The sequence below is a fragment of the Roseisalinus antarcticus genome (assembly GCF_900172355.1).
Taxonomy (GTDB): domain Bacteria; phylum Pseudomonadota; class Alphaproteobacteria; order Rhodobacterales; family Rhodobacteraceae; genus Oceanicola; species Oceanicola antarcticus_A.
The window spans coordinates 41,852-63,147 of record NZ_FWFZ01000014.1 but is presented as its reverse complement, the minus strand read 5'-3'; the positions used below and the strand labels follow the sequence as shown (position 1 = coordinate 63,147).

Annotated in this window: 21 protein-coding genes and 1 tRNA gene; 13 read left to right on the top strand and 9 right to left on the bottom strand. The window is 68.8% G+C overall.

The window, feature by feature from the left end; genetic code table 11:
* Window positions 1-134: 134 nt before the first annotated feature.
* Complete coding sequence (locus ROA7023_RS25485; protein ID WP_159458511.1) at window positions 135-4,697, bottom strand: Hint domain-containing protein; 4,563 nt, start codon at window positions 4,695-4,697, stop codon at window positions 135-137.
* Between the two features lie 1,232 nt (window positions 4,698-5,929).
* Here ROA7023_RS25485 and ROA7023_RS13675 point away from each other — a divergent pair.
* Window positions 5,930-6,136 (top strand): YgaP family membrane protein, encoded by a 207-nt coding sequence (locus ROA7023_RS13675; RefSeq protein WP_085879600.1) that lies wholly within the window; start codon window positions 5,930-5,932, stop codon window positions 6,134-6,136.
* A gap of 11 nt (window positions 6,137-6,147) precedes the next feature.
* Here ROA7023_RS13675 and ROA7023_RS13670 read toward each other — a convergent pair whose 3' ends face one another.
* From ROA7023_RS13670 to ypfJ, 4 genes are all read right to left on the bottom strand, one after another.
* The gene (locus ROA7023_RS13670; protein WP_234992218.1) at window positions 6,148-6,720 is read right to left on the bottom strand and encodes a ferric reductase-like transmembrane domain-containing protein; all 573 of its coding nucleotides are present in this window, start codon (window positions 6,718-6,720) and stop codon (window positions 6,148-6,150) included.
* Window positions 6,721-6,754: 34 nt separating this feature from the next.
* Window positions 6,755-7,243, bottom strand: coding sequence for a peptidase associated/transthyretin-like domain-containing protein (locus ROA7023_RS13665; RefSeq protein ID WP_085879598.1), 489 nt, complete (start codon window positions 7,241-7,243; stop codon window positions 6,755-6,757).
* Between the two features lie 177 nt (window positions 7,244-7,420).
* Window positions 7,421-7,506 (bottom strand) — tRNA-Leu (locus tag ROA7023_RS13660).
* Window positions 7,507-7,561: 55 nt separating this feature from the next.
* Complete coding sequence (gene ypfJ, locus ROA7023_RS13655) at window positions 7,562-8,419, bottom strand: KPN_02809 family neutral zinc metallopeptidase (RefSeq protein ID WP_085879597.1); 858 nt, start codon at window positions 8,417-8,419, stop codon at window positions 7,562-7,564.
* Window positions 8,420-8,638: 219 nt separating this feature from the next.
* Here ypfJ and ROA7023_RS13650 point away from each other — a divergent pair, with 219 nt between their 5' ends.
* Window positions 8,639-9,217 carry a YqaA family protein gene (locus tag ROA7023_RS13650; protein ID WP_085879596.1) on the top strand — a complete coding sequence of 193 codons (579 nt, stop codon included), beginning with the start codon at window positions 8,639-8,641 and terminating at the stop codon, window positions 9,215-9,217.
* A gap of 7 nt (window positions 9,218-9,224) precedes the next feature.
* Window positions 9,225-9,701, top strand: coding sequence for a disulfide bond formation protein B (locus ROA7023_RS13645; protein ID WP_085879595.1), 477 nt, complete (start codon window positions 9,225-9,227; stop codon window positions 9,699-9,701).
* A gap of 3 nt (window positions 9,702-9,704) precedes the next feature.
* Here ROA7023_RS13645 and ROA7023_RS13640 read toward each other — a convergent pair whose 3' ends face one another.
* Complete coding sequence (locus ROA7023_RS13640; RefSeq protein WP_085879594.1) at window positions 9,705-10,130, bottom strand: Lrp/AsnC family transcriptional regulator; 426 nt, start codon at window positions 10,128-10,130, stop codon at window positions 9,705-9,707.
* Window positions 10,131-10,217: 87 nt separating this feature from the next.
* On the opposite strand from ROA7023_RS13640, the gene rocF reads away from it, so the two are divergent.
* From rocF to ROA7023_RS13625, 3 genes are read left to right on the top strand one after another with little or no spacing between them, the layout of a single operon-like run.
* Window positions 10,218-11,159: an arginase gene (rocF, locus tag ROA7023_RS13635; protein WP_085879593.1), complete on the top strand. Its 942-nt coding sequence runs from the start codon at window positions 10,218-10,220 to the stop codon at window positions 11,157-11,159.
* Window positions 11,156-12,217 carry an ornithine cyclodeaminase gene (ocd, locus tag ROA7023_RS13630; RefSeq protein ID WP_085879592.1) on the top strand — a complete coding sequence of 354 codons (1,062 nt, stop codon included), beginning with the start codon at window positions 11,156-11,158 and terminating at the stop codon, window positions 12,215-12,217. Before rocF ends, ocd begins: the two co-directional genes overlap by 4 nt.
* Before the next feature lie 51 nt (window positions 12,218-12,268).
* Entirely contained in the window at window positions 12,269-13,093 is an 825-nt protein-coding gene (locus ROA7023_RS13625) for an isocitrate lyase/PEP mutase family protein (protein WP_085879591.1), read from the top strand.
* A 158-nt stretch (window positions 13,094-13,251) separates the two neighbouring features.
* Here ROA7023_RS13625 and ROA7023_RS13620 read toward each other — a convergent pair whose 3' ends face one another.
* Together ROA7023_RS13620 and ROA7023_RS13615 are read right to left on the bottom strand one after the other, a co-directional pair.
* Window positions 13,252-13,857, bottom strand: a complete 606-nt coding sequence (locus ROA7023_RS13620; protein WP_234992216.1) for an outer membrane protein — start codon at window positions 13,855-13,857, stop codon at window positions 13,252-13,254.
* Between the two features lie 181 nt (window positions 13,858-14,038).
* A complete protein-coding gene (locus ROA7023_RS13615; protein WP_085879589.1) occupies window positions 14,039-15,193 on the bottom strand; it encodes an anhydro-N-acetylmuramic acid kinase in 1,155 nt (384 codons plus the stop codon).
* 64 nt (window positions 15,194-15,257) lie between these two features.
* Between ROA7023_RS13615 and tyrS the strand changes: the two genes are divergently transcribed.
* The 3 genes from tyrS (at window position 15,258) to ROA7023_RS25125 (ending at window position 17,376) form a co-directional block, all read left to right on the top strand.
* The gene (gene tyrS, locus ROA7023_RS13610; protein WP_085879588.1) at window positions 15,258-16,508 is read left to right on the top strand and encodes a tyrosine--tRNA ligase; all 1,251 of its coding nucleotides are present in this window, start codon (window positions 15,258-15,260) and stop codon (window positions 16,506-16,508) included.
* 209 nt (window positions 16,509-16,717) lie between these two features.
* A complete protein-coding gene (locus ROA7023_RS13605) occupies window positions 16,718-16,975 on the top strand; it encodes a hypothetical protein (protein ID WP_159458510.1) in 258 nt (85 codons plus the stop codon).
* Window positions 16,933-17,376 carry a hypothetical protein gene (locus tag ROA7023_RS25125; RefSeq protein ID WP_234992214.1) on the top strand — a complete coding sequence of 148 codons (444 nt, stop codon included), beginning with the start codon at window positions 16,933-16,935 and terminating at the stop codon, window positions 17,374-17,376. The genes ROA7023_RS13605 and ROA7023_RS25125 overlap by 43 nt, the downstream gene beginning before the upstream one ends.
* Window positions 17,377-17,520: 144 nt before the next feature.
* Here the strand turns inward: ROA7023_RS25125 and ROA7023_RS24465 are convergent, their stop codons facing one another.
* Window positions 17,521-17,658 (bottom strand): hypothetical protein, encoded by a 138-nt coding sequence (locus ROA7023_RS24465; RefSeq protein WP_159458509.1) that lies wholly within the window; start codon window positions 17,656-17,658, stop codon window positions 17,521-17,523.
* Between the two features lie 54 nt (window positions 17,659-17,712).
* Here ROA7023_RS24465 and ROA7023_RS13595 point away from each other — a divergent pair, with 54 nt between their 5' ends.
* The 4 genes from ROA7023_RS13595 to ROA7023_RS13580 all read left to right on the top strand — a co-directional run bounded on the left by ROA7023_RS13595 (window position 17,713) and on the right by ROA7023_RS13580 (window position 21,256).
* The gene (locus ROA7023_RS13595) at window positions 17,713-18,516 is read left to right on the top strand and encodes a GNAT family N-acetyltransferase (RefSeq protein WP_085879586.1); all 804 of its coding nucleotides are present in this window, start codon (window positions 17,713-17,715) and stop codon (window positions 18,514-18,516) included.
* A 34-nt stretch (window positions 18,517-18,550) separates the two neighbouring features.
* Window positions 18,551-19,822 carry a cation:proton antiporter gene (locus ROA7023_RS13590; RefSeq protein ID WP_085879585.1) on the top strand — a complete coding sequence of 424 codons (1,272 nt, stop codon included), beginning with the start codon at window positions 18,551-18,553 and terminating at the stop codon, window positions 19,820-19,822.
* 118 nt (window positions 19,823-19,940) lie between these two features.
* Window positions 19,941-20,357, top strand: a complete 417-nt coding sequence (locus ROA7023_RS13585; protein ID WP_085879584.1) for a Fur family transcriptional regulator — start codon at window positions 19,941-19,943, stop codon at window positions 20,355-20,357.
* Window positions 20,354-21,256, top strand: a complete 903-nt coding sequence (locus ROA7023_RS13580) for a DMT family transporter (protein ID WP_085879583.1) — start codon at window positions 20,354-20,356, stop codon at window positions 21,254-21,256. Before ROA7023_RS13585 ends, ROA7023_RS13580 begins: the two co-directional genes overlap by 4 nt.
* The last annotated feature ends 40 nt before the right edge of the window (window positions 21,257-21,296 follow it).

Sequence of the window (21,296 nt, the reverse complement as noted above, 5' to 3'; positions counted from 1 at the left end):
TGCAGGGTCGCGCCCCCCAGCGGGTCGGGCGCAAAACGCAACGGGCCCGCACACAATGTGGCGGGCCCGGCCCCTGTCGGGGAGATTGCAGGGGGCCGGCCGGCGCGCGGGGCGCACCGGCCGGACAATGCGGCCTACTCGGTCAGCAGGCGGGCTTCGTGGCGCTTCAGCGACTTCCGCGCCGCAGTGTAGCTGTCGAGGCCCTCGCGATCACGCAGTTCGGGGAAGAGCGTGAAGATCTCCTGCCGCTGGCTGTTGTCGATCCCCTTCAGCGTCCAGTCGCCGGGCTGGAAGCTTTCGGTCCAGGCGCCGTTGGACAGGACCACCTCGTGCTGGTCGAACATGAAGTGGATGTAGGTCGTCGACATCACGTCCACCTGATGGATCCCAGGTGCGCCGACCAGGTGCTTTGCCGAAGCCAGGACCTCGCTCTCGTCGAAGAAGAGCTGGGTCTTGTCGTTGGCCACCAGTAGGCGGTGGTTCGGGCTGACGAGCATGTCCCGCTCGGGAAGACCGCCGCCGAGGCTGCCGGCCTTGATCAGCACCGGCTTCAGATGCGCGTTCTTCACCAGATCGGTGCCGCGCATGACCTTCTGGCCCAGCCAACGGATTTCCTGCAGGCCGTTGTCGCGGGTGACGATCCGGTCACCGACGCGCAGGTCCTCCACCAACACCTCGCCCCGCGGGGTGGCGATGGTGGTGCCGGGGGTAAAGCAGGGGATGACGCGCTCGATCTCCTCGAAGGTCATCGTCGTGCCGTCGAGGAAGTAGACCCGGCCCGATTCGGCATCGCCCGCGCCGCCGCCGACACCGGCGTCGTCGTAGTCGATGTAGTCCACGTCAGACCCGGTCAGGTCGAGCACGTCCATGTCCTTGTCGTCCGGATCCTCGCCGCCGATCACCTGGTCGCCGGTCTGGCCGCCGTTGAACACGTCGTCGCCGAAGCCACCATCGAGCATGTCCGCGCCCTGGCCGTTGACGAATTCGTCGTTGCCGTCGCCGCCATAGACCTCGTCGTCGTCGAAGCCGTCGGCCAGCTTGTCGTCGCCTTCGCCACCGTAGAGCGTGTCGGTGCCGCTGCCGCCGCGCAAGTCGTCATCGCCGTCATCGCCGTGGATGACGTCATTGCCGCCCTCGCCCGCCGCGATGTCATCGCCGTCGCCGCCATAGAGCGTGTCGTCGTCGAATCCGGTGTAGATCTTGTCGTTGCCGGCGCCGCCGTAATACTCGTCATCGCCCGGGTTGTCGGCCTTGGTGCCGGCTTCGTCATCCATGATGTCGTCGCCGTCGCCGCCATAGGCAAGGTCGTTGCCCTCGCCGCCGATGATCCGGTCGTTGCCCTGGCCGCCCTCGATCGTGTCGTCGCCGTCGCCGCCGTCGAGGTAATCCTCGTCGATGCCGCCGTCGAGGAAATCGTCGCCGGTGCCGCCGTAGATCTCGTCGTCGTCGTCGCGGCCATAAAGGCTGTCGTTGCCGGCGCCGCCGTAGATCGTGTCGGTGTTGTTGTCGGGCAGCGGATCGTCGAGCGCCGGGTTGCCGGTGTCGTCGATCAGGTCGAGCGTGTCGTTGTCGAGCCCGCCATAGACCAGGTCGTCGCCGTCGCCCGCGGTCAGGATGTCTTCACCCTCTCCGCCGATGATGGTGTCGTCGCCCTCGCCGCCGTCGACGATGTCGTCGTCGATGCCCGCGTCGATGAAGTCGTTGCCGGTGCCGCCGAGGATGCTGTCGTTGTCGTCGCCGGTGCTGATGATGTCATCGCCGGCGCCGCCATCGACGGTGTCGAGGTCGTTGGTCGGATCGGCATCCGGTGCCACGGGCGGGAACCCGAGGTAGGACGGGAAGCCCGTGTCCAGCGCCGGATCGACGTGGTTGCCCGCGTTGATGACGTCGTTGCCCTCGCCGCCGAGGACGGAGTCGCTGCCCTCACCGCCGACGATGCTGTCGTCGTCGTCGCCGCCGTCGAGCAGGTCGTCGCCCGCGCCGCCCTGCAGCGTGTCGTCGCCGGTGCCGCCGCGGACGTAATCGTCGCCCAGGCCGCCGTCGACGGTGTCGTTTCCGGCATCGCCATGGACCAGGTCGTTGTCGTCGCCGCCGAAGACCTTGTCATCGCCGTCGCCGCCATAGACCGCATCCTCGCCGTCGCCGCCGCGCGCCTCGTCATTGCCGTCGCCGGCATAGATCTCGTCGTCGCCGCCGAAGCCCAGGATCAGGTCGTCGTTGCCGGTGTCGTCGGGCAGGATGGCGTCGTTGCCGTCGACGACGTCGCCGTCCGGATCGCCGAAATACCCGCCGTCGATCTCGTCGTCGCCAGCGGTGCCCTCGACCGTGCCGTCACGCACGGTCACGGTGACGGTCGCGCTGTCGGTGCCGCCGTCGCCGTCCGAAATCGTGTAGCTGATCTCGGCCGGCCCCTCGACGCCCGGGTTGGGGGTGAAGGTGATGGTCTTGCCGTCGTTGATCTCGACCGTGCCGTCGGGCGAGCTCGCCTCGATGACCGTCAGCGGGTCGCCGTCGGGGTCGGAATCGTTGTCCAGGACCGGGATCGTGACAGAGCCGTTGAAGGCGACATTGGCCGTGTCATCCACCGCGTCGGGGTCGTCGTTGTCGGCGACCCGATCGCCGAGGATCTTCTCGATCTCGGTGAATTTCAGGCTGGTGCCGTCGGGCTCTCCCTTGTTGTCCAGGAACAGGACCGTGCCGGAGGTGGAATCGCCGTCCGCGTCGACGGTCTCGTCCACGACCTTGAACGGGCCGCGGTCGGTCAGGTCGAGGATGTCGTTGTCCACGCCGTCGGTGCCGCCGTCGACCACGTCGCCGTCATTGCCGCCGATGAAGGTGTCCTGGTCGGCACCGCCCTCGAGGTAGTCGGGGCCGACTCCGCCCTCGATCTCGTCGTCGCCGGCGCCGCCGTAGATGCTGTCGCTGTCGAGGCCGCCATTCAGCCGGTCATTGCCCGCGCCGCCGTACATCTCGTCGTCGCCGGTGCCGCCGCGCAGGGTGTCGTCGCCGTCGTCGCCGTAGATTTCGTCGTTGCCGCCCTCGCCCGCCACGATGTCGTTGCCGGCGCCGCCATAGGCGGTGTCGTCCTCGAAGCCGGTGTAGATCTTGTCGTCGCCGTCGCCGCCGTAATACTCGTCGTTGCCGGGGTTATCGAGGGCGGTGCCCGCCTCGTCGTCGAGGATGTCGTTGCCGTCGCCGCCATAGGCGGTGTCGTCGCCCTTGCCGCCGATGATGCGGTCGTCGCCGCCCTCGCCGTACATGACGTCGTCGCCGTCGCCACCGTCGATCGTGTCATTGCCCATGCCGTCGACCGGGGCCACGTCGGTGACCGCGTCGAAGTAGACATCGGTGATCCAGACGCCGGAGTTGTAATGGCCCTCGCTGTGCTCGATCACGATCTTGGAGACCGGACCGTCGACCTGCACCAGGACCGAGAACTCCTCGGCGTCTTCCTCGGCGTACTGGCCGAAATGGGCGGTCTGCACGGTGTTGCTGTCGATCGCCTTGAGGCCGGCGCCCTTGGTCAGGTCGACATCGACCTCGTTGCCGTCGGCGTCGAAGGCGGTGACCTTGATCGTGCCCGACCCGTCGATGTCGTTGATCCGGAAGTCGACGTTGTGGACCTCCTCGTCGAACTTCAGGTCATAGGTCGCGCGGCCGTCCTTCACATCGCTGAAATCGGAGCTGAAGCCGCTGGTGGCGGTGATCGTCTCGGGGCCGTCGTCGATGTCCGAGACGTCTTGCTCTTCGGTCGCGAATTCGTTGTCCGTGCCGTGTGTCGCATAGACCTTGTCGAAGGTGACGTTCACGGTGCCGGTGTTCTGGGTCGCATGGGTGATCCGGTCGCCATCGTCTATGGCAGAGCCGTCACCGCTGGGGTCGGGCAGCTTGTCCCACTCGAAGCTCTCGCGGACCTTGCCGCTGGAGCCGAGATCCTTGTCGCCGTAGATCGTGTCGTTGCCATCGCCGCCCTTCAGGTCGTCGTTGCCTTCGCCGCCGTAGACCACGTCGTCCGCGGCACCGGCGACAACGGTGTCGTCGCCCTTGCCGGCCACGATCAGATCCTCGTCGCCGCCTGCGGGCAGCGCGTCGTCGTTGTCGACCTTGTCGCATTCGGGGTCGCCATCGTAGGCGGCGTCGATGACGTCGTCGCCATCGGTGCCCTCGACGGTGCCATCATAGGTGCAGTCGTCGGCCGGCTCGGGGATGGTGTACTTGACGTTGTCCAGCGCACCGGAGCCGCTGAACACCACATCCATCCGCGCGACGTTCTCGGTGTCGCCCAGGTCGACGACCTTCTGGCCGTTGTTCAAGGTGGAGACATGCACGGAATTGAGCAGGTTGCCGTCCTCGTCGTACATGTTCACCCGGGCCCCTTCCTCGACATCGAGGAGGGTGATGCAATCCATGGCGACCGGCTCGTCGAAGTCGAACCGGAGGGTCCCGCCGCAGGCCTCGTCGTCGGGATCGTGGCTGTCGCCGTCCTCGGACACGATCAGGACCTTGCCGAGGTTCGGTGTCTTCAGATCCCAGTCGCCGCCGGTGGGCTGGCTGGAGTCGAACACCATCGCCGGACTGTGGGAATCGTTCACCTTGCCGTCGACGATGGAGGAAATGTGGACGCCCTTGTCCGCATATTCATCGTCGATGACAGTTCCCCTGGCGAACCCTTCGAAATTCAGCGTGACATCCGTCATTTCAAGTCTCCGTTTTCCGGCGCGTGGCCCGGCAAGTGCGTCGTTCCAAATCCAAGGCGGCCTCATGGACGCCAGGCAAAAATCTCCGGGCCGCGGCCCGGCGGTCACCGACCCGACATTTCGATCGGACCGGTTTCGGATGTGCGGCGGATTCAGTCACCACGCAGACACCATATGATGAGCCTTCACGCTTCAGTGCCGGCTCGGCCGCCCCCCGCGGCCACATGCCCCCCAGTCGGGCACCGTTCTTGTAGGCCCTTGTGATGACGGCTCAAAGAAATAGATCGCGCCCGGCGCCGGTTCCGGCCCGCCGAGCGCTGCATTTCAGCTGCATTCGGGCGGCCGGGCCTGCACCGATCCCTGAACAATGGTTGACGGGCCTTAACCACCAATCTTCGAATTTGATGGGATTTGTCGGATAAATCGTCGGGAAATTGCGGGAAAAGCGCCTCGGGCCCCGGGGCTTGCGGTGCTTTCCCCGGGGGCACCCCCCTCTTTGTTTCCAGACCAGGGACAGTGCGACCAGAGGTGGCTGGGTCCAGAACGGGCCCGGGCCGCCCTGCACTATGATTAAGAAGTGTTGAAGATTTGGCGTCAATTATGGCGACCGCGGCGGTATTGGCGACGAATCGCGTGGCGGTGCGCGAATCATTGCCGACCGCGTGGCGGGGATTTTCGCGCCGATGGCGTCCGATTTCGCCGACCGGGCGGGTCGATCGCGGCCCATTCGCGAAGCCGCGGCAGGCCCCGCCGGCACCCGGGCCCGCACACCTGTCGTGCGCCCCCCGGGCGCCGTCCGGGGAGCCAATCCTAGATCTCCGACCCTCTGAAACGGACATGACAGCCCCTGTTCGTTGCGTTCGTCGCCGGCGCCGGACCGGTCGCGGAGCGGGCTACCGGATCGGCGCGGCAATGCATTCAGACACCCGGACAAGGTCCCGGCCGCGTGCGCCTCGGACCATAGGGGCCGAACGTTACCAACTGACTGTAAAAGCGCCGCATTTGAACGACTTCGTTTGCCGGGTCGCTGGCGCCGGACCGGTGCGGTCCCCGGACACGGGCGCAGCTGGCACCTGCGTGCCCGGCGCATGGCCAGGATGGATCGGGAAACACTGACCTCGATCAAGTCGCCCTGACCGGTTGGGGTGTATCATTGCATTACCCCCGCCGCGGACGCGTATCCGGCGCCGGGGGCGTCACCCAGAACCCATCACCACAGCAAGGAGATCGTCATGAACCGGAACATGGGACCACTCGACCGGGGTGCGCGGATCGTCGTCGCGCTCATCCTGCTCTACGTCGCATTCGGCACCGGGTTCGGGGCGGCCGGGGTCGTGCATTGGCTGGCGCTGCTGATCGCCGCGATCTTCGCGGTGACCTCTGTGGTGGGGATGTGTCCGCTCTACCGGGTGTTCGGCGTCAACACCGGCAAAGGCTAAGCCCGCGCCGCCTAGCGGGCCGGTCGGGGTATCATCGCCCGACCGGCCGCCGCGACGGCCAGGACGCAGAGGACGACCTTGGAGATCGGCTCCATCGTGCCCTCGATCAGCAACGCGTGGACCACGGTGCCCGCGACGATCACGGCGGCCAGCAAACGATGCGCCCGGCGCCAGAGCCTCGGGCGCAGGCGCAGCTGCCGCCGCAGGGCGGCCAGCAGCGCCGAGGCGAGCACCGCCCACATGGCGATGACACCCCAGGCCGAGAACGGCGTGGGCGAGGCGAAGAGCAGCGCGTCGATCACATCCGGCGGGCTGGTCAGCCACAGCCCCGCCACATGAACGACCACGGCGCAGACCAGCAGGGCGCCCAGCCCCCGATGCAGCCGCCGCTGTCCGAAAGCGGAGATGCCGGGCAGACGGCCGCCCGCCAGAAGGGGTTGCACCAGAAGCAGGGCGAGCCCGACGATCCCGGCGAGCCCCGCCGCCACGTAGACCGGATCGCGCCAGGCAAGCAGCGGGCTCCGCAAGGCCAGGCCAACCGGCAGAAGGAGTGCGGTGGCGAGGGCCGCCCAGATCAGGATCATGCGCGGTCGGGGCATGGTCCGGCGCGGCCCGCCCTCAGACCGGCTGCAGGATGAAGTCGGCGCTCAGGCTGGTATCGCTCGAGCGCGCCATGACGGGGCGCAGGAATACCGTCTCGAACGCGCCGCCGTCATAGGCCAGGTGGCCATGGGCCTGGCCGAAGGCGGGCACGATCTGCGGCATCTCGAGGCGAAAGATCCCGTCGGCATCGGTCAGCGTGGCGCCGTGGCTGTGCGGGTCGCGCTCGTGGCCTTCGGTCGTGTGCGCCCAGATCTGGATGCGCTGGCCTTCGAGCGGGGCGCCGTCGCCGGCCCGCCGCACGGTGCCCGACATCCAGAAACCGCCGCCGCCGATGCGGGGCACGATCGGCGCACCGGGACGGTAGTTGTTCGCCCCGCCCCGCATCGAGGCGGTCGGCGCAAGCCCCGCGGCCCGTGCCGGCACCCTCAGGCCCGACAGGCCGGTCGCCACAAACGCGGTGCCTGCGGCCAGAAAGCCGCGGCGCGTGGTCTGGGTCAGGATCATGTCGGTCTCTCCTCTCGCCGGCGGGGCGTCGCAGTTGGGTGACGGAGAAAGCCTAGCACCGATCGGGCCGGACGTGGCCCCCGTGACGCTCTACAATTGCGTGAGGTCGCGCGGGCGAGCCGATCGGGGAAAACCGACGCGCCCCCCGGACCGCAAACGGGCGATCCTGTCCTGCGCTGGTACCGGTGGTCGGACTCGAACCGACACGATGTCACCATCGGGGGATTTTGAATCCCCTGCGTCTACCATTCCGCCACACCGGCACGCGATCTCCGCTTTATTGCCTTGGACAGGGGGCGTCAACGCCTGCCGAAGGGCTCAGGGACTGCGGGCCGAGAATGTGTCGCAAGCCGTCAGATCACCGCTTTCATAGCCCCTTCGGAACCAGCTCTGGCGCTGGGCGCCGGTGCCGTGGGTAAAGCTGTCGGGCCGCACCGCCTGCCCCGCCCCGCGCTGCAATGCGTCGTCGCCGATCCGGGCGGCGGCGTTCAGCGCCTCTGCGATGTCGCCGGGCTCCAGGCTGCCGAAGCGGGCCTGGGCCCCGCGCGCCCAGATGCCGGAATAGCAATCGGCCTGAAGCTCGATCCGGACCGAGATCGCGTTGCTCTCGGCCTCGCTCACCTGTGCGCGGAGGCGGTTGGCCTCGCCGAGGATGCCAAGCTCGTTCTGGACGTGATGCGCCACCTCGTGGGCCACCACGTAGGCCGCCGCGAAATCGCCGCCCGCGCCCAGCCGTCGCTCCAACGTGGTGAAAAAGGCGGTGTCCAGATAGGCCTTGCGATCCGCCGGGCAGTAGAACGGCCCGGTGGCCGCGCTCGCCCCGCCGCAGGGGCTGCGGGTGGTGCCCTTGAAGAGGACCAGCGTGGGCGGCGCATAGCGCGTCGACGCCTGCGCGGCCAGGACCGCCGTCCAGACCTCTTCGGTGTCGGCCAGCGTGACCGAGACGAACTGGCCTGCCCGCTCGTCCGCCGGCGTGACCTCGGCGGAGGGGGCGCCCTGTGCGCCCGGCCCGACCTCGTCGAGCAGCGGCGTCACGTCGATCCCGAGAAAGTAGCCCACCACGAGCACGACCAGCAGCCCGGCCCCGCCGAGCCCCGCGGCCCCGCGCCCGGGCCCACCCGCGCGGCGGCGCCGATCCTCGATGTTGCGGCTGCCCCGCCTGCCTTGCCATTTCATCCTGCACCTCCGCGATGGGCCCCGTCTAGCACCGCCCGCGCGGCGCTGTCACGGCCTCCCGAGCGGGGCCGCGCGGGGCCGCGAGGGCCATTGCCGGACCGCGCCCGACCCGCGTTGCGACCGGACATGGGCACGCTGATCGAAATGTGACGGCCGCGCATGGTTGACCCCGTCCGCGGTGCATGGCCTAAGGACGCAAGTATCAGGACAGGCCCGCAAATGATCCGTCGCCTCTACGATTGGACGATCGCCCTCGCCGAGACCCGGAATGCCCTGTGGGCCCTGGCCATCGTCGCATTTCTGGAAAGCTCGGTCTTTCCGATCCCGCCCGATGTGCTGATGATCCCGATGATCCTGGCCCGTCCCTCGCGGGCGTTCCTGATCGCGGGCGTGGCCACGCTGGCCTCGGTCGCCGGGGCGCTGCTGGGCTACTGGATCGGCTTCGGTCTGTTCGAGACCGTGGGCCAGCCGGTGCTGGAATTCTACGGCAAGGGCGAGGATTTCAGCGCCTTCGCCGACCGCTACAATGCCTATGGCGCCTGGGCGGTGCTGATCGCCGGGGTGACCCCGTTCCCGTTCAAGGTGATCACCATCGCCTCGGGGGTGACGGCGCTGAACATCTGGGTCTTCGTCTTGTCGTCGATCATCGCGCGGTCGCTGCGGTTCTTGCTTGTGGCGGGGCTGTTGTGGAAATTCGGCGACCCGATCCGCAATTTCATCGAGCGTCGACTGAACCTCGTGTTCATCGCCTTCTGCGTCCTACTGGTGAGCGGCTTCGCCCTCGTCACCTATCTGTGAGCCTGCCATGACCTTTCGCCAGCTTGTCGCCCTCGCAACCCTCGGATCCATGGCCCTGCTGGGCGGGGCCTTCGTGTTTCAGCTGCTGGGCTATGCGCCCTGCAAGTTGTGCCTGTGGCAACGCTGGCCCCACGCGGCCGCGATCGTGCTGGGGGCGCTCATCCTGACGATGGCGCCGTCGCGCATCCTGGCCGCGCTGGGCGGGCTGGCCGCGCTGGGCACCGCGGGCATCGGGATCTATCACACCGGGGTCGAGCGGGGCTGGTGGATGGGCCCGACCAGCTGCACCTCGGGCGGGCAAGGCCTGAATTCGCTCTCCGGCGACCTGCTGCTGCCGGGCAACGCGGCGGTCGAGCCCGTGGTGCTCTGCGACGAGGTCGCCTGGGAGCTCTTCGGCCTGTCGATGGCCAGCTGGAACGCGTCGTTCTCGCTCGCCCTCGCGGTGATCTGGGTGCTGGCGCTGACCGCCCCGCGCAAGGCCTGAGCCTCAGCGGCCCTGCCGGGTCGACAAGAGCAGGTTGGTCTCGCTGCGGATGACCCCCTGCAGGCGCCGGATCGCGAAGAGCGCGGCGTCGAACTCCTCCAGCGTGCGGGTGCCGATCTCGGCCACCAGGTCCCAGGTTCCATTGGTGGAATGCACCGCGCGAACCGCAGGCATCGCCGCGATCCGCGCCATCAGCCGTTCGGTGCCGGTGCCCTCGATCCCCAGCATCATCAGCCCGCGCACAGGCGCCTGTCCGGGGTCGCGACGGGTCAGCACGGTATAGCCCGTGATCTCGCCCGAGGCCTCCAGCCGCGCGAGCCGGCTGCGCACCGTGGCCCGCGTCACCCCGAGGTCGGCGGCCAGCAGCGACAGCGAGGCGCGCCCGTCGCGCACCAGGGCGGCGATCAGCCGATTGTCCAGTTCGTCCATCACGCTTGTCCAATTCGGGCGATATGGCTGCCGTTTTGCACATATCGCCGGCTTCCACCAGCGCGGCAAATGCCTATCCTGCGGGGCATGACACAGAACATCATCCTTATCGGAGCGCCCGTGGACAGCGGCAAGCGCGCCCAGGGCTGCCTCATGGGGCCCGACGCCCTGCGCGTGGCCGGCCTTCGCCGTGCGGCCGAAGAGCTTGGCCGCACCGTCCTCGACCTGGGCAACCTCGCCCCGGCCTCCCTGCCCGAGCCGCTGCCCGCGAACCCGGCCCTGCACGAGCTGACAGAGACCGTCGGCTGGACCCAGACCCTGATGAAGGTCGCGCGCGAGGCCGCCCCCGAGGGCATGCCGATCTTTCTGGGCGGCGATCATTCGCTGTCGCTGGGCAGCGTCGCGGGGATGGCCGCCCATGCCCGGGATATCGGCCGGCCGCTCTTTGTGCTGTGGCTCGACGCCCATTCCGATTTCCACACGCCCGAGACCACGACCAGCGGCAACCTGCACGGCACGCCCGTGGCCTATGTCACCGGCCAGCCCGGCTTCGGCGCCTTTCCCGGGCTTCCGGCGACTGTGCCGACGCGCAACGTCTGCATGATCGGGCTGCGCTCGGTCGATGCGCCGGAACGGGCGGCCCTGGCCGAGACCGACGCCACCCTCGTGGACATGCGGATGATCGACGAAGAAGGCATCGTCGGCCCCTTGCGCGGTTTCCTGGCCAAGGTCGCTGCGGCGGGCGGCCTGCTGCACGTCTCGCTCGACGTGGATTTCCTCGACCCCGCCATCGCGCCCGCCGTGGGCACGACCGTTCCGGGCGGCGCGACCTTCCGCGAGGCGCACCTGGTGCTGGAGCTTCTGCACGACAGCGGCCTCGTGGGCTCTCTCGACCTGGTGGAGCTCAACCCGTTTCTCGACGATCGCGGGCGCACCGCCTCGCTGATGGTCGACCTCACTGCGTCGCTGCTGGGCCGCCGGATCTTCGACCGGCCCACGCGACCCTATAGCGCCGGGAGCCTCGCGTGACGACGCCCTCCACCAAGGCCCTCGTGCCGTTCGTGTCCGTGGATGACATGATGCGGCTGGTCCACCACATCGGGCTGGAGCGGATGCTGAGCGAGCTTGCCGACGCGATCGAGGCCGATTTCAAACGCTGGCCGAGCTTCGACAAGACCCCGCGCATCCCGGCGCATTCCGACCTCGGCGTGATCGAGCTGATGCCGACCTCGGATGGCGAGCTCTACGGCTTCAAATACGTCAACGGCCACCCGTCCAACACCGCCTCGGGGCTGCAGACGGTCACCGCCTTCGGGCTGCTGGCGGATGTGGCCAACGGCTATCCGGTGTTGCTGACGGAAATGACGATCCTGACCGCCCTGCGGACCGCCGCGATGTCGGCGCTTGCGGCGCGGCACCTGGCGCCCGAAGGCAGCCGCACGATGGCTGTGATCGGCAATGGCGCCCAATGCGAATTCCAGTGCCTGGCGTTCAAGGCGATTTGCGGGATCGACAAGGTCCGGCTGTTTGACACCGACCCGGCCGCCACCCGCAAGGCCCTGCGCAACCTCGCCGGACGCGGCCTCGACGTGACCGCCTGCACCAGCGCGCAGGAGGCGATCGAGGGCGCGGACATCCTGACAACGGTGACGGCCGACAAACGCTATGCCACGATCCTGAGCGACAACATGGTCGGCCCGGGCGTGCACATCAACGCGGTGGGCGGCGATTGCCCCGGCAAGACGGAACTGGCCGAGGCGATCCTGCACCGGTCGCGGATCTTTGTCGAATTTCCGCCGCAGTCGCGGATCGAGGGGGAGATCCAGCAGCTCGCCCCCGACCATCCGGTCACCGAGCTTTGGGAAGTCTTCGCCGGCACCGCGCCCGGGCGGCAATCGGCGCGGGACATCACCCTCTTCGACAGCGTCGGCTTCGCGATCGAGGATTTCTCGGCCCTGCGCTATGTCCGCGAGGCGATCCGGGGCACCGCCTATTACGTGGATCTCGACCTGCTGGCCGATCCGGACGACCCGCGCGACCTGATGGGCATGCTCCTGCGCTCGCAGACGTCGGCAAAGCTTGCCTGACGGGGCGGCTTGGCCGTAGGCTTGCCCGGTCACCTCCCCCGGAGAAACCAGATGTCAGACGATCCCGGCGCCACGTTCCGTGCCCTGCATGTGCCGGGAGACCCGTTCATCCTGGCCAATGCCTGGGACCGCGGCTCTGCCCGCATGCTCGAGGCGCTGGGCGCCAAGGCGATCGCGACGTCTTCGGCGGCCCATGCCTTTACCCTCGGCCGGCCCGACGGCGGCACCATCACCCGGGACGAGGCGCTGGCCCATGCCCGCGACATCGTCGACGCCGTCTCGGTTCCGGTGCAGGGCGATTTCGAGAACGGCTTCGGCCAATCCCCCGAAGAGGTGGCCGAAACCGTGCGTCTTGCGGCCGAGACCGGCCTGGCCGGGATCTGCATCGAGGATATCGCCCTGCCCTCGGACACGGCCTATCCCTTCGATCTGGCCGTGGCCCGGATCGCCGCGGCGGTGGAGGCCGCGCGCGGTCTCGACCGCGATTTCGTGCTGACGGCGCGGGCCGACGGTCTGATGCTGGGGGCCTACGGGATCGACGCGGCGCTGGATCGGCTCAAGGCCTATGAGGCCGCGGGAGCCGATTGCCTTTACGCGCCGTTGCCCGCGCATATGGACGACCTGCGCCGGATCTGCGCCGAAACCACCGCGCCGGTCAACGCGCTGGTGGCCGGTCAATATGCCAACCAATCGCTGCAGGAATACGCCGAGGCCGGCGTGGCGCGGCTGTCGCTCGGCTCGTCGCTGGCGCGGGTGACGCACAAGGCGATCCTCGATGCGGCCGGCGACATGTTCGGGCGGGGCAGCTTCGTCACGCTGGGCCGCGCCGCCTCGGGCAGCCGGATCGACGCGCTGCTGCACCGCGAGACGGACTGAGCCCGTCCCGTCCATCCTGAAACCAAAAGCGGCGCCCTGCGATCTGCAGAACGCCGCCCTGGAACCGGAGGCCCTTTTGGGGGGATGAGGGGTTCATCAGGGCCCCGGTCGACGGGCGAGCGCAATCTGGCCCGACCCGAAGAGTGATACGTCGCGCCTCAGAACTGGAACGACACCCTGGCCGAGGCCGTGGTGGCATCGAGGTCGAGCCCGGTGCCGTCGAAATCCTCGAACTGGTGCTGCAGCACCTCGCCGCCGACGCGGACGCGGTCGGTCACCTTGTACTCCACGCCGAGACCGGCAAAGCGGCCGTAGTCCTCGGCATCCAGCGCCCCGCTGGTCTGCGCCCAGACAGCGCCGCCCGTGAGGTAGGGCTGGAACCGTCCGGCGTCATAGCCGACACGCAGCTTGGCCCGTGCGAAACGGTCGAAGTCGATGCCCGTGGGGTCGTCGGAAATGTTGCTGCCCTCGTAGTCGATCTCGGCGCCGGCGACGATGCTGCCGAAATCGTAAAGGTAGCCGCCGTGCAGACCGTAGGTGGCGCCGGTCGCCTCGCCGTCCTCCAGCGGGTCCGCCTCGATCCGGCCATAGCCAAGCTGCGCACCGCCGTAGAAACCGGTCCAGTTGCCCGGTGCGGGCACCGGCGCAGGCGGCGCCATCTGCACCGGGGCGACCACCTGGTCGGGGGCCGGATCGGCCAGACCGCCGGCGAAGGCCGGGGTGGTCGCTGCGAGGATCAGCGCTGTGGTGGCTGTCAATCTCATGGTCATACTCCTGTCGATGGGGCCCTTGCCTGTTTGCGGGCCGCGTCGTGAGAGCGACATAACGGATCATCGGGGAGGCGGTTCAATCGGCGGCTTGCGCAGGGGGCGGCGCTCGGCCAATCCCCGCCACCTGGCGCGACGGAATCGGCTGGATTTGGCGCGGGGACGTGGCCCGGCGCGGTCACATCCCCGTGTGGGCCCTTGTGCCCGCGGGTGCCGCGCCTGCCTGAGCCGCCAGGCGATGCTGGGGCCGGCTGAGCTGTCCGCCGCCCACGGCGGCGGCCACGCCTGTCGTGCCTGGGCAACTGGTCGGCAGGCCGCGGATCACCCGCACGGCCAGATAGGCGAAGGCCTGCGCCTCGAGCATGTCGCCATCGAGGCCCACGGCCTCCACCGGGACGACGGGGATGTCGGCGCCGGCGGCGATCATCTCCATCAGGGTGGCGTTGTGGCGCCCCCCGCCGGTGACGAGCAACCGCTCGGGCGGGATCGGGCAATGCTCCAGCCCGCCCACGACCGCGGCGGCCGCACATGCGGTGAGCGTGGCGGCCGCATCGGCATCGGAAAGCCCGGCGACAGCCTGCGACAGCGCCGCGAAGGCGTCCCGGTCGAGGGATTTCGGCGGCATCCGGGCAAAGAACCGGTGCTTGAGAAAGCCGTCCAGCACGCCTTCGTCGACATCGCCCTGCCGGGCCAGGGCCCCGTCCGCATCCCGCGGCAGGCCACGGCGTTGCATCATCAGGTCGTCGATCGGCGCATTCGCCGGGCCGGTGTCGAAAGCCAGCAGGGCGCCCTCGGTCTCGGGCCTGGGGTGCGCAGGGTCGATCCAGGTCAGGTTGCCGACCCCGCCGAGGTTGAGGAAGGCCAGCGGTGCCCTGGCCCTGATGCGGCGGGCCAATGCGAAATGATAGAACGGGGCCAGCGGCGCACCCTGCCCGCCCAGCCGCACGTCGGAACTGCGGAAATCCCAGACCACCGGCAGGCGCAGGTAATCGGCCAGCGCCTGCCCGTCGCCCGCCTGGTGGGTGCCGCGCCCGGCGGGATCGTGGGCCAGGGTCTGGCCGTGAAACCCCACGAGGTCGGCGGCGAGACCGGCAAGACAGGCCATGTGGCAATCGTCCACCACCTCGGTCGCGGCGGCGACCCCGGGCTCGCCCGGCCAGAGCCCGAGGGCCCCGCGCAGGATCATCCGGTCGGTGGGCGAATAGGGCCGATACGCGGTCTCGCCGAACTCCAGGATCTCGTGGCCGTCGGTCACGATCACGGCGGCATCGACCCCGTCGAGCGACGTGCCCGACATCGCCCCAAGCGCCCGGACGGGCCCCGTCTTCAACATCCGCTTTTCCTCTGACCGGCCTCGCCCTATAGAGTGCCTCGCGCGGCCGAAAGGAACAAGAGCGATGACCTACCACCCGAAATCGGATTTCATGGCCACCATAATGGAGCGGGGCTTTCTGGCCGATTGCACCGACTACCAGGGACTGGACGACGCCCTGTCGCGGGGGCCGGTCACGGCCTATATCGGCTATGACGCCACCGCGCGGTCGCTGCATGTCGGCCACCTGCTGAACATCATGCTGCTGCGCTGGTTCCAGAAGACCGGGCACAAGCCGATCACGCTGATGGGCGGGGGCACCACCAAGGTGGGCGACCCGTCGTTCCGGGCCGACGAGCGCCCGCTGCTGTCGCCGGCGCAGATCGACGACAACATCGCCGGGATGGGGCGCGTGTTCTCGCAATACCTCGGCTACGGCGCGGGCGACGGCGACGCGATGATGCTCAACAATGCCGAATGGCTCGACGGGCTCAACTACCTCGATTTCCTGCGCGACATCGGGCGGCACTTCTCGGTCAACCGGATGCTGTCGTTCGAATCCGTGAAATCGCGGCTCGACCGCGAGCAGTCGCTGTCGTTTCTCGAGTTCAACTACATGATCCTGCAGGCCTACGATTTCCTCGAGCTCAACCGCCGACACGGCTGCCTGTTGCAGATGGGCGGGTCCGACCAATGGGGCAACATCGTCAACGGCATCGACCTGACGCGCCGGGTGCTCGACCACGAGATCTATGGCCTGACCACGCCGCTGCTGACCACCTCGGACGGGCGCAAGATGGGCAAGAGCCAGGGCGGCGCGATCTGGCTGGATGCCGAGATGCTGTCGCCCTACGCCTTCTGGCAGTTCTGGCGGAACACGACCGATGCCGACACGGGGCGGTTCCTGAAGCTTTTTACCGAAGTGCCGGTGGAGGAATGCGACCGGATGGGGCGGCTGGAAGGCTCCGAGATCAACGAGGCCAAGATCCTGCTGGCCAACGAGGTGACGGGCCTGCTGCACGGGCCCGAGGCGGCCCGCGCGGCCGAAGCGACCGCCCGCGAGGTGTTCGAGAAGGGCGGCGTCGGTGACGACCTGCCCACCCTGGTGCTGTCGGCCGAGGAAGTGGGCGACGGGATCTCGGTGGTGCAGCTGATCGTCCGGTCCGGGCTTGCCGGCTCTGGCAAGGAGGCCAAGCGCCTGATCGCCGACAACGGTGCGCGGCTCGACGACCAGCCGCTGACCGATGCGGGGCTGGTGCTGGATCGCGGTGCGCTGTCGGCGCCGATCAAGCTCTCGGCCGGAAAGAAGCGGCACGCGCTGGTTCAGCTTGGCTGACGGGCCTTGATGCAATGGTGAGGGGGGCCGGCGGACCGGCCACCCTTGCGCGATGAAGGGAAGCGGTGCGCAAGGCGCGGCCGGGGTCTCGACCGGGGGCATCGGCGCCTGCAAGATCCGCACCCTTGCCTCGATGGGGCGCAAGCGATCTTCCTGGCTCGAATGGTCAACGAAGCGCACGTGAGCCGCAAGAAGGGCGCTCTCTGCTTGTGCGTCTGCGCCCAATGATGCGCGACGCGGTGCTGAAGGCCCACGTCTTTTCCGACGTCTTTGCCCGCGCCGATTACCCGGCGTTCGGAGAGAGACAAGGTCGGATTCTGCGGCAGACGCCGCCCGAGGAGCACGACCGCCTGCGCACTGCGCTGCCGGTGCCGATCCTGTCCCGCAACGGGTTGGAGGTGGCCTGCGAGGCCGAGGGGGCCGAATGCAGGCACCACGTCACCCGGGTCGCCGGGCGCTTTGCATAAGGGGAGCGTCACGATCCGCCGCCTTCGTCGAGGGGCGCTTTCGCCTCCGCGCCGCGGCCATAGAGGCGGCCGGCGAAGCGGTGCGCGGCGGGTTCGAGCGCACACCGCTTTCCGCCGCCGAGCTGACCGGGTTCAGCCCCGGGGCCCTGCGCCACACCCGACCGGTTCCGGACGGCATCCTGATGTCGCTGGCGCTGTTCCGCGGCCGCCCGGGCGAACTCGTGGTCGCCCGCTTCATCGAGACGGGCGACAAGGGTGTGCGCTTCGAGCCCTGGGCGCTGTTCGATTTCCCCGCCGGCGGGAACAACGTCCGCACCGAGGGGGATCTGGACGACGCCGTCGGCCTGCTGTCTTGCTGCTGCAACCTCTTTTGCGATGCCGCGTCCGAGAGCGGCCCCTGAGCCGGGCTTTCCCTCATCTTGGACCTGCTTGAAAGCTGGCCTGACGACGTGCCCCTCGGTCCGCAATGATGCCTCACGTCCGGCAAAGGGTCCCACCTGCGGAGCCCGCGCGACGTCTTGCCCTGTCCCGTCAGGAACCGCCCGTCAGAACACCAGCCAATCCAGCCCACAGAGCAGGAGCCCGGCCGGCAGGGCAATCCCCGCGGCCAGAAGCGCCGCACCAAGCGGGGTCAGCCGCATTGCGGGGGCATGAATGCCGGCAATCTTCTTGATCTCGCGCATGGCGCCATTAACGCGCCCTTAGGTTTACTTTGTCCTAACTGGGCCATGAATGCGTTGCAGCAACATCCGATCTTTGCCGAGGCGCTGGCCGCGCTGGGCGTCGAGACCTTCCGGGTGTGCCTGGGCGAGGCGCGCCTGCTGGTGGTCCGACGCCGGGTCTGCGGCCTGCCGCTGACGCTGAGCTCGCGCGCGGAGATCCCCGGCCCGGCCGACGGCCTCCGCCCCCTGATCGTCAATGCCGAAAGCGCCGCCTGCGGGGCCGCGCTGCGCGCCATGGGCTACCGGCGCATCGCCACGCCGTCCCATGTGGCGCTGCTGGACCTCGCGCCCGCGCCGGAGGATCTGCGCCTGCGGCTGCACGGGGCCTGGCGGACAGCGCTGCGGCGGGCCGAGGCGCCGGGGCTGAACCATGCCGCCTTCGACCCCGCCCGGCACGGCTGGCTTCTGGCGCGGGAGGCGGCGCAGCGCCGGCGGCGGCGCTACCGCGCCTTGCCCCTCGGCCTCACGGCGGCGATGGCAGCGGTCGCGCCGGGGGCTGTCCGGGTCCTGCAAAGCGGCGAGGACGCGGGCATCCTGCTGGTCCTGCACGGCGACACCGCGACCTATCACATCGGCTGGAGCGGGCCGGAGGCGCGGCGGCGGGACAGCCATCGCCGGCTGCTCTGGGAGGCGATCCTCTGGTTGCAGGCCAGGGGCGTGCGCTGCCTCGACCTCGGGCAGGTGGACACCGAGACAGCACCCGGCCTCGCGCGGTTCAAGATCGGCACCGGGGCGTTGGTGCGGCCCCTAGGGGGCACCTGGATGAAATTCCCGCACCTTGCCGCGGGCAGAGTTTCCCGACCCCCGCGCCCGTGCTAGCGCTTGGCCACCGACCAAAGCCACGGAGCGCCGGATGACCCTGTTGCAGATTGCCTCGCTTCTTATCGTGCTCGCCGGCGCCTTCGGCACGATCAACTACCTGTTCCTGCGGCTGCCCTCGGCGATCGGGATCCTGGTGGTGGCGCTGCTGGCCTCGCTCGCCGTGCTCGTGACCGACGCGCTGTTTCCCGCGCTCACGGTGGCCGAGACGATCCGCGCGGGTGTGCTGGAGATCGAGTTCTCGGACGCGCTGCTGGAGGGGATGCTGGGCCTGCTGCTGTTCGCCGGGGCGCTGCATGTGAAGCTAGAGCGGCTGCGGGCGGAATGGCTGCCGGTGATGCTGATGGCGACCATCGGCATCGGCCTGTCGACCGCCATCGTGGGCTTCGGCTTTTCCTGGCTCACGGGGATGCCGCTGATCGTGGCGCTGGTGTTCGGCGCCCTGATCTCTCCGACCGATCCGGTCGCCGTGCTGGGCGTGCTGCGCAACGCGGACCTGCCCAAGGCGCTGGAGACCAAGATCGCCGGAGAGAGCCTGTTCAACGACGGTGTGGCCTATGTCGTGTTCCTGGTGCTGCTGGGCCTCGCCTTTCCTTCGGACCCGCACCATGCCGGGGGTGCCGGGGGTGCCGGGGGTGGGCTTTCCGACGCCGCCCTGTTGTTCCTGCAGGAGGCCGGCGGCGGGGCCCTGCTGGGCCTGGTGCTGGGGTGGCTCACCTTCCGGGTGATGCGCCGGATCGACGATTACTCGCTGGAGGTGCTGATTACCCTCGGGCTGGCGTTCGGCGGATACGAGCTGGCCGTGGCACTGCATGTCTCGGCCCCGATCATGGCGGTCTGCGCGGGGCTTCTGATCGGCGAGATCGGCACCCGGCACGGGATGTCCGAAGAGACGCGGCGCTATGTCGATGCCTTCTGGACTCTGGTCGACGAGATCCTCAACGCGGTGCTGTTCCTGATGATCGGCTTCGAGGTCTTCGCGGTCGCCTTCGGGCCGGACCTGCTGCTGTCGGGGGTCTTCGCCATCGCCCTGGCGCTGGTGGCGCGCCTGGCGGCGGTGGCCGTGCCGGTCCTGCTGCTGCGCCCGTTCCGCAGCTTTTCGGCCGGGGTGATCCCGATCATGACCTGGGGCGGGCTGAAGGGCGGCATCTCGGTCGCGCTGGCGCTGTCGCTGCCGGACAGCGAGTGGAAGCCCGTGATCCTGACGGCGACCTATGTGGTCGTGATCTTCTCGATCATCGTTCAGGGGCTGACCGTCGGGCGCCTTGCCTCCCGGCTGAGCCGGGAGCCAGAGCTGCTGCCCTAGCTGTTCAGTCCCCCCACCGGAGGCTGCCGCATGAACCGGCCCCGCCCCCCCGGTTGCGCGGCTGGCCTCGCGCGGCCCGCTGCGATAGAGACGACTGGCGAGGACACAGGACGATCCCATGGCAAGAACCATCCTGCAGCGATGCGAGGACAAGGGCCTGCGAATGACGGGCCAGCGCCGGACCATTGCGGCCGTGCTGGAGGCCGCGGACGACCATCCGGACGTCGAGGAGCTCTATGCCCGCGCGGCCTCGGCGGACGCGGCGATCTCGCTGGCCACGGTCTATCGCACGGTGAAGCTGTTCGAAGAGGAGGGTATCCTGGAAAAGCTCGATTTCGGTGACGGCCGGGCCCGCTACGAGACCGCGGACCGGGCCCACCATGACCACCTGATCGACCTCGAAAGCGGCGAGGTGATCGAGTTTGTCGACCCCGAGATCGAGCAATTGCAGGAACGGATCGCCCGCAAGCTGGGCTATCGCCTGACCGGGCACCGGCTGGAGCTTTACGGCGTGCGGCGCAAAGACAAGACATGAGGGACAACCTGCGCGGCGCGCTGCTGATGACGGCGTCGATGGCGGTCTTTGCCGTCGAGGACGCCCTGATCAAGATGACGGCGACCCTGATTCCCACCGGACAGGTGCTGATGCTGATGGGCCTGGGCGGCTTTTGCGCCTTCTGGGGGCTCCTGCGGCTGCGGGGCGGACGCCTGCTGACCCCGGCGCTGCTGAGCCGGGCGGTGATCGTGCGCAACACCGGCGAGCTCGTCGGAACCCTGGGCTATGTGTCGGCGATGACCCTGGGCGACCTGGCGACAGCCTCGGCCATCCTGCAGGCCACGCCGCTTGCGGTCGTGCTGGGCGCCGCCACCTTCCTCAAGGAGACGGTGGGCTGGCGGCGGTGGTCCGCCGTGGCCGCGGGCTTTGTCGGGGTCCTCATCGTCATCCGCCCCTGGACGTCGGCCTTCGATCCGATCTCTCTGCTGGCTCTGGTGGGCGTGGCGGGGCTTGCGGTGCGGGACCTCGCGACGCGCAACATTCCCGCCGACGTCCCCTCGTTCCAACTGTCCGCGGTGGCCTATGCCGCGGTGGTGCCGGGCGGCTTCCTGCTCTTGCTGTTGACGGGCAATGTCCCTGTGTCGCCCGCGCCGATTGCCTGGCTCGGCGTGGCGGGGACGCTGGTCATCGGCATGATCGCCTACACGATGATCGTGGCGGCCACCCGCACCGGCGAGGTCAGCGTCATCGCCCCGTTCCGCTATTCGCGGATCGCCTTCGCGCTGCTGATCGCCACGCTGGTCTTCGGCGAACGCCCGGACGCGGCGACCCTGCTGGGCGCGGCACTGATCGTGGGGTCTGGCCTCTATGCGTTCTGGCGCGAGATCCGCGCGGGCCAAAAGGCCCGCGCTTCCCTCCCGCCGCAGGGCACGATATAGGCAAAGACGGTAAAAACAGTCCCGATAGCGCAAATATTGC